The sequence below is a fragment of the Streptomyces sp. NPDC058697 genome, from assembly GCF_042715345.1.
In the GTDB taxonomy this organism is placed as follows: Bacteria; Actinomycetota; Actinomycetes; order Streptomycetales; family Streptomycetaceae; genus Streptomyces; species Streptomyces liliifuscus.
In genome coordinates, this window is record NZ_JBHXSU010000033.1 from 47,142 (window position 1) to 60,636 (window position 13,495).

The window sequence follows — 13,495 nt, forward strand, 5'->3', positions numbered from 1 at the left end:
TAATACCTGCTCCGGCCTCTAACGGAGGAGCTTCGTCCGGTTCGGGGGGTGACTGCAGCAGCGTGGGCAGCCGGCGGGTCAGAGGTCCTCGCCCCAGTCCCGCGGTGTCGGCGCCCGAGAAACGCGAGGAGTTGCTCACGCGTGGCTCCGGTCGCTGTCGCCGAGCGGGAAACACCAGAGCAGGGCATCGGCGAAGAGTCCCCGCCACCATGCGTAGTCGTGTCCGCCGGCGAACTCCCGGTAGAGGGTGTCGTAGCCCTTCGCGGTGAGCACGTGGTCCAGCCAGCGGCTGTGGGTGTTCGAGCCCTCCAGCTCACCGACGTCGTGGAAGATGCGGACCGGTGCCGCTTCCGCGGCGAGGTGGTCGGCGATCAGCGTCGGTACGGGGGTGCGCCGCAGCAGCTCGCCCGCCCCGGTGCCCCACGTGAGGTCAGGGTGGTATCCGCACGACGGGGACTGGAGGATGGCGTTGCCGAACGCCGTCGGGTGGTGGAGCGCTGTCCAGCCGGCGCACAGGCCGCCGAAGCTCTCGCCAGCCAGCGCCACGTCGGCGGGGTGGCGTGAGAGCGGATACCGGTGGTGGAGCCACGGCAGCAGTTCTTCGACCAGCATCCGGGAGAACGCCGGATCGCAGAGCAGCTCTTTGTCGCGCTGCGATCCGGGCTGCTCGACGAGGACCACCGCACAGGGCCGGATCAGTCCCGCCTCGACGAGGGCGTCACGAACGCTCGGCGCGCTGTGATCCGGTGTCCCGTCCAGGTGGATCACGAAGGGCAGTGCGCTCCCGTCCGGGAGCTCGCCCGGGGGCATCGAGACCCAGATGCGGCGCTCGTTTCCCAGCAACTCGCTCGCCAGCACGGCGGCATCCATCGCCGGGGCCGGCCGCGCCTCGGCCCGGTCGAGCCAGGGCAGCGGCACCGCGTCGGGCAGCACCGCCACCGAGGCCCCGGAGAACCGCTCCACCGAGCATTCCGAGAACCTCGGCGGCGGGTTGAACGGGTCCGGGACCTGTTCGCCCTCACGCGTCGGCCCACCTCGTGTGAACACGTACGAGAAGCGCAGGTCGGAACGCATCCGCAGGGTGAGCACGCGAAACGGCGTCCCCGCCACCGAGGTGAACTCCGTGTCGATCGGGTTGAAGCCGATTCTGGGGCCGATCACCACCGAGAGGGTGACCGTCGTGTCGTCTCCGGGCTCGTCGACGAACGTCACCTCCACCTCGTCCGCGGAGACCCGCTCGACCAGCGGCGTACCTGACTGCTCGAGATGCCGTCTGAACCTCTCCGGGCTCCACTCACCGGTCGACAGCTTCTCGACGGACGGATCAGACATGTATCGCGCTCTCCGCATCGGTGTGGTCTGCATCGGTGTGGTCGGCGGACCTGTGCCGGGTCCGTTCGCGGCCGAGCGGCACCACCTGGGGGCTGCCGGCCACCGGATCACGCATCACCAGGCAGCGCAGACCGAACACCTCCTCGACCAGTTCGGCCGTGACGACCTCGTCCGGAGTTCCCTCGGCGACCACGGCACCGTCCTTCATGGCGATCAGGTGGGTGCCGTAGCGGGCGGCGTGGTTCAGGTCGTGCAGTACGGCGACCAGGGTGTGGCCGGCGTGGTGCAGGTCGGTGAACAGCTCTAGCAGCTCGATCTGGTGGGTGATGTCGAGGAAGGTGGTCGGCTCGTCGAGCAGCATGATGTCGGTGTGCTGCGCCAGCGCCATCGCCACCCACACACGCTGGCGCTGCCCGCCCGACAGCTCGTCCACCAGGCGCCCGGACAGGTCGGTGACCGAGGTCTGGCGCATCGCCCTGAGCACGGCCCGCTCGTCGTCCTCGGTCCACTGCCGGATGAACCCCTGGTGGGGGTACCGTCCCCGGGCCACCAGATCGGCGACGGTGACCCCGTCCGGGGCGATCGAGCTCTGCGGCAGCAGTCCGATCCGCCGAGCCACCTCTTTGGTCCGGTAGGAGCTGATGTCGGCACCGTCGAGGACGATCTGCCCGGCCGACGGCTTCAGCAGTCGGGACAGGCCGCGCAGCAGGGTGGACTTGCCGCACGCGTTCGGACCGACGACGACCGTGAACGACTCGTCGGGGATCGCCACCGAGAGGTGCTCGGAGATGATCCGCTTGTCGTAGCCGATCGTCGCCGACTCCACGCTCAGGCGCGCGGTGCCGGGCGGGATTGCGCTCACAGGCGTCTCCTTGCTTCGGTGAACAGCAGGTATCCGAGGTAGCCGCCGCCGAGCACGACGGTGATGATGCCGACCGGCAGCGGGGTGGGGGCCACGTGCTGGGCGAGGTAGTCCGACGCCAGGCACAGCAGCGCTCCGACGAACGCGGCGGGAGCGAGGGTGATCCCCGCGGTGCGGGCGAGTCGGCGTCCGATCTGCGGGGCGACCAGGGAGATGAACGCGATCGGCCCCGACGCGGCCGTGACCGTCGCCGTCAGCGCCACTCCCACCAGGATCAGGCCCAGGCGTGCGGGCGAGACCCGTACCCCTTGCGAGGCGGCCACGTCGTCACCCAGCTGCATCTGCCGCAGCGGCCGGCTCAACATCCCGGCCAGCAGCAGGAGTACGGCGATGCAGGCGCCGCCGATGACGACCCGGTCCCAGGACACGCCGTTGAGCGAACCGGCACCCCACGCGGCCGCGGACATCGCCTGGTCCAGGTCGGCCTTGAGGATCAGCCAGGTGTTGAGCGACTCGAGCATCGCCGAGACGCCGATGCCGACGACGATCAACCGGAACCCCTGCACCCCTCGTCGGTGGGCGAGCACGTACACGCCCACGGCGGTGGCCATCCCGCCCAGCAACGCCCCGCCGACCAGCTGCGCGTAGGTGCCGTTGACGACCAGGATCACGACCAGCGCCCCGGTGTAGGAGCCCTGGGAGAACCCGATGAGGCCGGGGTCGGCGAGAGGGTTGCGCAACAGTGACTGGAAGACCGCCCCGCTCACTCCCAGAGCCGCGCCGAACACCAGCGCCGCGGCCACCCGGGGCAGCCGCCACTCGACCACGATGTCGTGGACCATGCCGGTCTCCCGGCCGGTCAGTGCGGAGAGCACCTGCCCGGGACCCAGCGAGTACGAGCCGGTCATCAGCGCGAGCACCGCCGTACCGGTGATCACGACCGCGAGCACCGAGCAGACGACGACCGGGCGCCACTGGAGCCGCACCGCGATCCGCCCGCGCCGCAGCACCAGCACCCGCCGCCCGAAGTCCACCTGCGGAACGTGCGTGTTCACAGTCCGCTCGCCTTCCTCCGCCGCGCCAGCGCGACAAGGACGGGAGCGCCGACGAAGGCGGTGACGATCCCCACGGGGATCTCACCGGGTCTCATCACGACGCGGCCGAGGATGTCGGAGACCAGCAGCAGGCTCGGGGCGAGGAGGACGCTGTACGCGAAGATCCAGCGTTGGTCCGGGCCGACGATCCAGCGGGCCACGTGCGGCACCATGAGTCCGACGAATCCGATGGGTCCGGCGATCGCCGTGGCGCCACCGGCAAGGAGGGTGAGTGCGATCACCGCGAGCACGCGGGTGCGTACCAACCGGATCCCTTGGGCGACCGCCAACTCGTCGCCCAGAGCCAGAGCGTTGAGCGGGCCCGACACCGCGAAGGCCAGGACGAGTGCCACCGCGAGGAACGGCAGGACCGGCCATACGACGTCGAGCGGGCGACCCGCGATCGACCCGGCGTTCCAGTTCCGCATCGCGTCGAAGGCGTCCGGGTCGGTCAACTGGAGCGCCTCCCTGGCGCCGCCGAGCACGGCGCCGACGCATATCCCGGCGAGCACCATGACCACCGCCGAGGAGCCCTGTCGTGTCGACCCGAGGGCGAGCACCAGGAGCGTGACGATCAGCGCTCCCGCGAACGCGAACCACATGTAGCCCTGGACGTCGCTGACGCCGAGCAGGCCCACGGCGACCGTCACCGCGAAGGACGCGCCGGCATGGACGCCGAGGACACCCGGATCGGCCAGGGGATTGCGGGTGAGCGCCTGGATCAGCGCGCCCGACAGACCGAGGGCGGCGCCGACCACCAGACCCACGATCGTGCGCGGCAGCCGGAAGTCGCGGATCGCGAACTCGTCGGCGTCGGCCGAGGAGTGGAACAGCGCGTCCCACACCACCGACGGCGCGATCGCCGTCGAGCCGATCATGACACTCAGCACCAGCAGGACCACCAGTACCACCAGCGCGACGACCAGGCCGAGCAGACGACGACGCGGTCCGGGCACCGTCTCGGTGCCCGGACCGTCCTGCCGCAGGGCGAGGGCTGTCACTGCTTGCCGGGGAGCGTCGCCAGAGCGCGGTCGAGCGAGTCCAGGTACTGCAGGACGGGCCCGTAGGAGTTGTTGCCGGGGCAGAAGACTCCCAGCGCTCGGCCGGAGGTCACGGCGGGCAGCGCCTTCCAGGTGTTGGTTGCGACCACCGGCTTGAACGGCTCCGTCGGCTTGCCGTCGGCGTCGACGGGGTAGGTGATCACGTCGTACTTGGACAGCTCACCGATCTGCTCGAACGGCAGGGACTCGTAGGCCAGGGGGTCCTTGCCCTCGGCCGCCTCGGGCAGGTCGAGGCCGATGTCGTCCCGGGCGATCTCGGAGCAGCCGATGTCCGCGATGTAGAACGTTCCGGGATCGCTCCAGTCTCCCCGGGAGACATCGACGAACGAGCTGTCGGCGATGGTCTCGCGGTAGGTCTTCTGGATCTTGCCGACCTTCTCCTTGAACTCCGCCTTCTGCCGGCCGAGTTCGTCCGTGACGTCGCCGGCCTTGGCGATCTCGTCGGCGAAGGCCTTCCACTCGGTGTCGAGCCCCCAGTACACGGTCGGGGCGATCGACTCGAGTCGCTTGCCGACCTTGCCCCAGTCGTTCGAGTGGAACTGGACCAGGATGAGGTCCGGCTTGAGGGCGGCGAGCTTCTCGAGGTCCACCTCGCCACCGCTGCTGCCGATGACCTCGGCTGCCTCGTACGCGGTCTTCTGTTCCTGCGGCAGCACGTCGAGTTCGGCGTCGGACACCTCGGTGACGCCCACCGGCTTGCCACCCAGATCGATGAAGGGGAGGTTCGTGTTGCCGATCGTGACGATCCGCCGGGGGGCGGCGGGAATCTTGACGGTGCCGTTCTCGGCCTTGACGCTGCGGGTCTCGGCGGCGGCCTTGTCGCCGGTGCCGCCGGTGTCGTCGCCGTCACCGCCACAGGCGGTGAGGACGAGCGACGTACTCAACAGGGCGGCGGCGAGGGCCGTGCCGCGTCTCGCTATAGGCGTGCTGCTCATGGTGGTTTTCTTTCTCTTCTTGCCCGGGTGGAGGGGTGTGCCCGGGTGGCGGGGATCAGTCAGCGGTGGCGCGGACGAGTTCGTGGACGGTGACGCCCAGGCCGACGGTGCGCGCCGACCTGCGCGTGAGGCCGGCCCGGGCGATGACGGCATCCAACTCCGCTGCGGTACGGAGGCCGGAGCCGTGGCAGACCAGGCCGATCAGGTCTTCCTCGCCGTCGTGCTCGTCGAGGTCGTCGGTGTCGAAGACGTCCTCGATCAGCAGCACGCGTCCATCGAGGGTGAGGTTCTCGGCCGCCCGGCGCAGTGCGTGAGCGGCGTCGGCGTCGGGCAGGGTCTTGAAGGCGCGGCTGATGAGCACGGCGTCGGCCGCCGGGCCGGGCTCGAAGACGGACTGCTCCAGCACGCCGACCCGCGTGCGTTGCCGCTCGTCGGGAATCGTGGCGGGCAGGTCGCGGCGCAGCCAGTCGGCCTGGGCGGGCAGGGCGCAGATCGTCACGCGCAGGCTCTCGTGGGCCGCGACGTACTCACGGGCGTGGGCGCCGGCACCACCTGAGTGGATCACCAGGTGCCGGACTCCGGCGAGCAGGCCGGACGTGGCGATCGGTCCGGCCAGTGCGGGCTGGAACTTCGCCAGGCGCTCCAAGTGACGGTCCTCGTAGTCCTGTTCGGCCCGCACCTCGGCGAAGGTCCGGCCGGTGACCGACGCGTAGGCGGGCCGGCCGGTGCGGACCGACTCCGTGAGTCCGTGCATCCCGAGCAGCTCGCGGCCGACCACCCCGGCGGAGTGGAGCCGATCGGCGATGAACTCGAGAGTGAGGACATCGCCGACGGGCGTCAGGGCGTAGTGACCCGGTTCTGTCTCGGTCACCACGTCCAGGGTGTGCAGGTAACGCAGCAGCTTGCCCAGAGCGCGCTCGTCGGCGCCGGCCTTGGCGGCAAGCTCGGTCACGCCGGTCACGCCGCGGGAGATCAGGTCGGGAACGCCCAGCTCGACGGCGGTGCGGATCGCGATCGGCGCGACGAGCTCGGTCAGGTCGTGGAGCTTCTGGAACGGGGTGACCGTCCGCTCCGGGTCGGGTACCGCCCCGTCGGTGTCCAGGGCGACGACCGCGGAGCGACGCCAGTAGCCGGCGAAGTCGATGTCCTCCTTGGGCACGCCACGGTCCTCGACCAGGTGCCGGCGGATGTCCCGGACGGCCGTGTGCTCGCCGGCCAGCCACACGAACGCCTGGCCCGGCCACCACCGCGTACCGCGGACGGCCTCGGTGAGCGGCGACACGGTCCCGGCCGTCGCGCCGGGGCGGACCAGCCACGTCACGTCCACCCCGGGCAGCTCGCGCAGCTCCTGGCGGTGGGCGTCCTCGGCGATCTCGATGAACACCTGCGCCCGGGCGTCGGACGGGAGCTCGTCGAGCAGGCGGCCGATCGCGGGGAGCGCGGTGTCGTCGCCTGCCACCAGCCACCAGTCGGCGCCGACCGGGAACGCCTTGGACGTGCTCGGGCCGCCGAGGTGGATCCGGTCACCCGGCCGGGTGCGGTAGGCCCACGTCGTTCCCACACCCACCCCGTGCTTGACGAAGTCCACGTCCAGCTCGCCCGCCTCGGTGTCCCACCGGCGGACCGTGTAGGCCCTCGACAGCGGTCGAGGATCCTTGGGCACGATCAACCTGGCCTCGCCCTGGACCGGGAGCACCGGATCGCGCTGGCCCGGGTACGGGAAGTAGAGCGCGAGGTCGTCGTCGAAGCCCGGGGACTCAAAGGCCGGCCGCGCGAAGCCGTCCGCGGTGGTGAACGCACGAAACTGTCCGCCGCTCAGCGTGACCCGCCGCATTCCGGGGGTGAGGTCGACGGTCCGGACCACCTCGACCGCACGCAGGGTCGGCGGGTGCACGGTGAGCCGGCGCGAGGTTTTGGGCATGCGGGGAACCGAACTTTCTCATCGCTTCGAGGGAAGGAGGCGCGCGCCGGCATCGGGAGGGCGCGCACGGGTAAGGTTAGGGGAACCTTACCTAGGATGGTGTGCGCAGACTGCCGTACGGTTAGGACATGGTCCTGCCCTCATCGTTCGCCACGGGTTCCGGCGGCCCTCCGCCGATTCCGGGCGCGCGGTGGAGCCCGGTGGACGCGCCCGTCCAGCCGCTGCTGCTGTGGGTTCGCACCGGCACGGCGCAGGTGCGCCTCGGCAGCGGGCCGGTGCTCCGCCTCGGGGCCGGCGAAGGCGCCTGGATTCCCGCGGACGGACGGGCGGAGCGGGCGATCACCACCGAGCCGGGCACGGTCGCCTTCCCGCTGTGTCCCCATGCCGGCGTCGGCGCTCGGGGGTTGTCGGACCTGACGCGGTTCGACGTTCCCAGCGGCTGGCAGGACTGGTTGATCCAGCTCTTCAACCTTCAGGTCACTCCGTTCAGCGGCCGCGGGTACTCCCCCGAGGCGATCGCGGAGCTCCTTCGGCGTCCCGGCTCACGCGCGCCGGCGCCCGCCGTGGTCGGGCGGGATCCGAGCCCGGAGGGGTTCGCCTCGCCGGCGATGCCGCGAGCCCGCGGCGCCAGAGCGGTCGCCGACGAACTGATGCGCGACCCCGCGCTCGACCTCACGGTCGAGGGATGGGCATCGCGCGTGCTCTCCAGCGCGCGCACCCTTCGCCGTGACTTCCTCGCCGACACTGGGCTCACGTTCGCGCGGTGGCGGCTGCACTGCCGGCTCGGCGCCGCCGTGGAGTTCCTCGCCGCCGGTTACGACGTGGACCAGGTGGCCGCCCTGGTGGGCTTCGCCAGCCGCAACGGCCTCACGCGGGCCTTCAAAGGACGGTTCGGGCTGACCCCCCACGAGTTCGGACGGGAGCTCTCCGCCCGACCTGGTGCCGGTGGGCTGACGCAACGGGCGGCGGCGGCACGGGGGACCGACGACCTGATCCGGATGATGCGCGAGATGGACACTCCCGCCGCGCCCGAGATGCTGCCCGCGGCCAGCACGCCGTCGCACAGCAACGACATCCACGTCCTCAGCTGGATGTACCGAGGCAGCGGGTACCTGGACATCGGCGACCAGCGCTACGAGCGGGAGCGCGGGGTGGCGACCTGGATCCCGGCGGAGCTGGAGCATGTCACCGGCCTCCGCGAGAACTCCGTCTCCCTGCCGCTGGGCAACGCGAGCACCGCCGACCTCCGTCTGACCGCGCCGCTGCAGGTGCGGTTCTCACCCGCGTGGGACGACTACTTGATGTTCTGCTCGATCAGCGCCCGGTCCGGACTGCGCCCCGACGACCACAACCCCCGCCACATCCTCGACCTGTTCGCGGAACAGGTCGCCGCGCAGCGAGCGCTGTCGGTACCGATGCCCACCGATCCGCGTGCGCGTGCCGTCGCGATGGAATGCCTGCGTCGTATCGGCGAGCCCGGCGGGACGCAGGATGTCGATGTCCGTGCCGAGATCCACCGCGCCTTCCGCGACGAGACGGGGATGACACTCGGTCGCTGGCGCTATGCCGCCCGCATGCGCATCGCCCGCGACCTGCTCGCCGGGGGCGCCCCGCCCAGCGCCGTCGCACGCCGGATCGGGTACGCCCACCTCCCCACGTTCAGCGCCGCGTTCTCCCGCTTCCACGGACTGTCTCCGCGCGAATACCAGGAACGCGAGGCGGCCAAGAGTCGCTGAGAGGAGGTTCACGCCATCTACGCCCAGGCGTTCGGAGCCGCGTGAGTCAGGTCGCCCCGACCGCGGAAATCACACCCCTACGATCCGGAGCCGATCGCCGTAGAGCTTGCCCATGTCGTCAATATCGGAGGTCAACATGACCACAGGGCAGCGCTGTCGCAGCGCGGCCTCTGCGACCGCCGCATCGATCGCGTACTTGTGCCCGTGCAAGGACGTGCTGCGCCCGCTGCCGGGCCCGCTCAGAGACCGGCCCCTTGCGGCTCTCGCAGTCCGCCAAGTACTCGTCCCAGCACGGGCGTTCTCATCCCATCCCAGCACGATCCCAGCAGGGGAAGAAACCAAGGGCCCGACCCCGAAGAGTCGGACCCTCTCTGACCTGCATGTCTGCCAGATCAGCGATGTGGCGATAGGTCACCCGCTACACGTTGAAGCGGAACTCGGCCACAAGCCTTTGACCTGCGGGAATGTGACGCTATCCCAGCACGGGCGACGCGACAAATTAAAGAAAATCCAAGGTCGCCAACGCTACCCGGCAGCGCCCGCACGTGCCTGAAGTCTGCGGAACTTCTACGCATGCCACATCAGGCTCGTGCCACCGCTCCGAACCTCGCAGAGCAGCACAACGCTCGCAGTCTTCCAGGACGACGGCGGCCAGCTCCGCCGCTGGCCGCCGTCCAGAATGTACGTCCAGACCTCCGGGCCCGCGCGAGCGTCTACGGATCCCGCATACCCCCCACGGTTTGGTGGGACATAGCCAGAAGCTTCTGCGGTGCCGCAAGTCAGCCTGCATAGCTCAGCGGATAGAGCAGGCACCTTCCAAGCGCCTGCTCCGTCTCAGGAGAAGGCGCTGGCAGCCAGCCCTTTCGAAACCGCCTATCTCAAACCGGAGTCAATTCGCTTCAATTGCAACGCTGATGGAACCACCATCCGCGACCCCGCAGGTCGCCTGCTTGGCTCTGGTCAGTGCCACATAGAGCGCGCGATGATCTTCCCTGTCCTGGACGAGCCCTGCCGCCAGAGCTTCACGCTCCGAATTGGTCAAGAGAACCCCGACGTGGTTCCACTCACGACCTTTGGCCTGGTGCGCCGTGAGACCAGGGATCAGCCGATTCCCGGCAGCATGCAGACGAGCGCGGAGCATATCCAGACGTGCCGTGTGGTGATGATTTCTCTTCTTCGGGAGTCTTCGTCGAGTCTCTGTCCCAACGACGTCATTGAGCGCAGACCAAATCTCTGCGATTCCGGCCGATCCTGCCAGATCAGTAATGAGTTGCTGCAAGCCGGGCCTCAAGCGCTCCAACGCTTCAGCGTCAATGTCGAGCGCGATGAGTGCCTCTTTGTGGAATGTGGCGTTGACTCCAAACTTCTGTTGCGTTACTTCACTGAGCAGGAGTGTGCAGGCCGCTTCGTGCACTTGCCCCTTGGCGGATCCGTACGCCAGCGGAAGGACGTGGGGTCCGGAGCTCCACAGAGTCTTCCACTGCAACGACAACACCACGTCCATGTCCTCCGCTTGCCCTTGCCGCAGGATCACTCCATGGCCGGCCCGCAATTCATCCGCCAAGCGCTCCTGTCCGTCGGTTCTCCAACGGAAAGACCGTCGCAGTGGTCGCTGAACGAACTGAGCATCACGTACCAACTCCGGTACCAGATCGGGTCGAGCTCCTCGAAAGCCGTAGAGAGCCTGCCACGGATCACCAACGACGGTAACGTCGAGTCCGGCGTCCACCGCGAGCCGTACGAGGGAGAGATCGAAGGCGTTCGCGTCGAAAATCTCGTCAACGATCAGTGCGCCTGCGGTATCCGCTAGACGGGCCAAGATCGCGTCACAAGCGCCTTCAAGTGCCAGCGCCGCTTCGAGGAGAGTACGTGCGTCCTGATGGGTGCAAAAGCCTTCGGCCAGTGCTGTGGCTACGTCCTGCCTGCTGGGTCTGTTCGCTTGTGTACTCCGTCGCAGGGTTTCGACCACCACCCGGTTGCCAGCCAGTGCCACAATCGGTTCTATGCGCGACCACTTGGTGGGCAGTTGCACCTGCCAAGAGTCGATGACGGTAAGACTGTGGTGTCCGCTTGGCCAGCTGACATGCCCCGTATCCAGCAAGTAACCGAGCAGATCGCAGACGACGGTGTCCAGTGTGACAATGCGGTGCGGCCACGCAAGTGCATCCGGGCCCCATTGGCGGAGCACACGGTCACGTAGCTCAGCGGTGGCAGAGCGGGTAAAGCTCACAGCCAGGACGGCACGCTGGTCAGTGCCCTGGAAGCGCTGGATGCCGAAGCGTTGTGCAGCCACGGTGGTCTTCCCTGACCCCGGCGCTGCTTCGATGTAGACGCGTCGGTGCGGCGTTCCGGCTGCGACGAGTTGTTCAGCGGTCAGGCCGTCGGCGATGTCATTCCGTGTCCCCACCGAATTCCTCCCACGGGTCCGCCGTCGCAGGTTCGGTTGCCCTTGTGTCCGTGTTCCACGGGTCTGTTGTCCACGGATCAGTGGGAGCAGGGCCAGGAGCAGTGGCCAGCCAAGTTCCAACTGGGGGAAGCTCGGACGATGGAACTGCACTGGGGCTAAAGGAGAACGGTTCAGGAGCAGTGGGCCAGGTTTGCGTTGGTGTCTCGGATTCTGTTGTCTGCTTTTCTTCGGGTCCGTTCTCCGACTCCGCCACGGACTGCGGGTAGAGAAAGTCGAAGAGCTTCATGAGATGGTCCGGAACGTGGATGGGCTCATCGTCTTCGATGGCGTCGGCAAGGCGGACGGCGAGGGCATCCGCAAAAGCACCCTTGTCCCTCGCGTGGGGACCCGCCGGTGTATCGGGGGCACCCTCCTTACCCTTGCGGGCACTTTTGAACAAGTCGTATACAGCACGCTCGGTGACCGGTTCGGTGAGCAGTTCTGCTCTGATGTCAGCCAAGGCCAGTGCTATGAGGCGCTCGTTGCCTTCCGCTATGGACGGCTCCAACGTTGGGTGACTGATGAAGGCTTGTACAATCTCTGGGTCGTGATCGTCCAGCCATTTCGGCGCGGTTGGTTGCTCATCGAACGGAAGGTCACTGTCCCGCAGCACGGCCAGTCGTGAACAAATCTCTGCCCCTTTGGTGGCCAGGAGGCGGGAAGTCCATGGCCCGACTTTGTTCCCGGTGTAGACGATGCTGAGCGCCTCGATGAAGGCGTGCTTCGCCGAGTCCTCTCCGGCCCATGCCCTGCCGAACTCACGGATGATGGCGGCTTCAGTCACACCTTCGACCACGACGAGTCGCTCGGCGAACAACGCGGCGGACCGGCTGGCATCCATGTGGAGGCGAGCCGTACGCAGCGTCTCATCTCGCTTGATCATGGGGATCTTGGTGATCGGATGGCAGACTCTGCTGCCGTCTGCAGCCCGGCGCAGCACCACGAGCTGTTCTGGATCACAAGAGGTGATGACGTCCGTTGCATGGCTCGACAGCACGACCTGCAGTTCTGGACGCTGACGTACGGTCTTGCGCAGGTAGCGGACGAGCGCGTGCTGCAGCTGGGGGTGAAGGTGGGCTTCGGGCTCCTCGATGATCACTGTGGTATGGAAGGGGGTACTGGGGAAGAACGAATCAGCCTCGGACTCGGCTTCCGCCGTAGCCTGCTCCATGCGTTCCTGGGCCAGGCGCTGCTCATTCTCGTTCGTTATTTCTTCGGATGCCTCGCGACCTTGGGATGGCTCTTCCGCTGCCGGGGCACCACGGGTGGAGTCAGGTATCGCGGCAAGAGTCACCGCGATGTGGAGCAGGTTGACATACCCGAGACCCGAGACTTCCAGCGGGCGCGCCGATGCACGGCCTTCCATGACGGCCAGCATCAGCTCAAGGACGCGCGCAAGGTAGGAGTCGTCTATGACTTGGCCCCGCACGTAAGGCCACTGGCGCTGTACCCCTGCGGACAGCGAGGCTAGGTGATCGCCGACGCGTTTTTCGACTGCTTCGATGAGTCCGTCCTTGGCCAAGCTCTCCAGCAGGCGGGACGCCTTGACGCGCAACGGCACCAGGCTGCGGCTGCCGTCCAGTCGCTGCTGCTCCGCTCTCAACAACTCAATGAGGATCCGGGTCTCGCGACGGGCCAGCTCATCGAGCGGGTGCCGCCACGCCGGCAAGTAGATAAATTTGAAGGGGTCCGTGCCCAGTCCCGTGTCATGCATCCGGTTGCGGTCTACCCTGGCGCGGACTGCCCCCAGGTTGCGCTGGAACTCTGTGAACCATTTCTGCGCAACTCCGTCCGACGTATGACGCCAGGAACGCTGGATTTGATGTCCTAGCGGACCTTCGGCTGCGCTGTCCTGCTCAAGGCTGTACTGCACCTCTACGCCTGGTCCACCACCGGCCGCCAGAACCGCAGTGCCCAGGCGAGGCAGGTGGGGAAAACGGCTGGTGTGGGCCAGGTACAAGGCATCCATAACTGTCGTCTTGCCCGCGCCATTCGCACCGATCACGACGCTGAAACGCCCCGGCAGCTCACACTCGATCGGCCCTTCCGCACTTGCCCGCAAGCCGGAAACGCTCACACGGCTCAAAAACAACGCCGCCCCCTTGTCG

At 68.0% G+C, this 13,495-nt stretch carries 9 protein-coding genes and 1 pseudogene; 1 reads left to right on the forward strand and 9 read right to left on the reverse strand.

Features of this window, described 5'->3' with window-relative positions; all coding sequences use genetic code 11:
• Window positions 1–135: 135 nt before the first annotated feature.
• From ACFWXQ_RS42150 to ACFWXQ_RS42175, 6 genes are read right to left on the reverse strand one after another with little or no spacing between them, the layout of a single operon-like run.
• Window positions 136–1,332: an alpha/beta hydrolase gene (locus tag ACFWXQ_RS42150; RefSeq protein ID WP_383941326.1), complete on the reverse strand. Its 1,197-nt coding sequence runs from the start codon at window positions 1,330–1,332 to the stop codon at window positions 136–138.
• Window positions 1,325–2,194 carry an ABC transporter ATP-binding protein gene (locus tag ACFWXQ_RS42155; RefSeq protein WP_383941329.1) on the reverse strand — a complete coding sequence of 290 codons (870 nt, stop codon included), beginning with the start codon at window positions 2,192–2,194 and terminating at the stop codon, window positions 1,325–1,327. Before ACFWXQ_RS42155 ends, ACFWXQ_RS42150 begins: the two co-directional genes overlap by 8 nt.
• On the reverse strand, window positions 2,191–3,249 hold the full coding sequence (locus tag ACFWXQ_RS42160) for a FecCD family ABC transporter permease (protein WP_383941332.1): 1,059 nt from the start codon (window positions 3,247–3,249) through the stop codon (window positions 2,191–2,193). Before ACFWXQ_RS42160 ends, ACFWXQ_RS42155 begins: the two co-directional genes overlap by 4 nt.
• Window positions 3,246–4,289, reverse strand: a complete 1,044-nt coding sequence (locus ACFWXQ_RS42165) for a FecCD family ABC transporter permease (RefSeq protein ID WP_383941335.1) — start codon at window positions 4,287–4,289, stop codon at window positions 3,246–3,248. Before ACFWXQ_RS42165 ends, ACFWXQ_RS42160 begins: the two co-directional genes overlap by 4 nt.
• Complete coding sequence (locus tag ACFWXQ_RS42170; RefSeq protein WP_383941337.1) at window positions 4,286–5,284, reverse strand: ABC transporter substrate-binding protein; 999 nt, start codon at window positions 5,282–5,284, stop codon at window positions 4,286–4,288. Before ACFWXQ_RS42170 ends, ACFWXQ_RS42165 begins: the two co-directional genes overlap by 4 nt.
• Before the next feature lie 55 nt (window positions 5,285–5,339).
• A complete protein-coding gene (locus tag ACFWXQ_RS42175) occupies window positions 5,340–7,205 on the reverse strand; it encodes an SIP domain-containing protein (RefSeq protein WP_383941339.1) in 1,866 nt (621 codons plus the stop codon).
• A gap of 128 nt (window positions 7,206–7,333) precedes the next feature.
• Here ACFWXQ_RS42175 and ACFWXQ_RS42180 point away from each other — a divergent pair, with 128 nt between their 5' ends.
• Window positions 7,334–8,941, forward strand: a complete 1,608-nt coding sequence (locus ACFWXQ_RS42180) for a helix-turn-helix domain-containing protein (RefSeq protein WP_383941341.1) — start codon at window positions 7,334–7,336, stop codon at window positions 8,939–8,941.
• Window positions 8,942–9,010: 69 nt separating this feature from the next.
• Here the strand turns inward: ACFWXQ_RS42180 and ACFWXQ_RS42185 are convergent.
• The 3 genes and pseudogenes from ACFWXQ_RS42185 to ACFWXQ_RS42195 form a co-directional block, all read right to left on the reverse strand.
• Window positions 9,011–9,160, reverse strand: a pseudogene (locus ACFWXQ_RS42185) (DNA-binding protein); the annotation flags it as partial.
• Window positions 9,161–9,830: 670 nt separating this feature from the next.
• Window positions 9,831–11,348, reverse strand: a complete 1,518-nt coding sequence (locus ACFWXQ_RS42190; RefSeq protein WP_383941344.1) for a UvrD-helicase domain-containing protein — start codon at window positions 11,346–11,348, stop codon at window positions 9,831–9,833.
• Window positions 11,332–13,464 carry an AAA family ATPase gene (locus ACFWXQ_RS42195; protein ID WP_383941346.1) on the reverse strand — a complete coding sequence of 711 codons (2,133 nt, stop codon included), beginning with the start codon at window positions 13,462–13,464 and terminating at the stop codon, window positions 11,332–11,334. The genes ACFWXQ_RS42190 and ACFWXQ_RS42195 overlap by 17 nt, the downstream gene beginning before the upstream one ends.
• Between the last annotated feature and the right edge of the window lie 31 nt (window positions 13,465–13,495).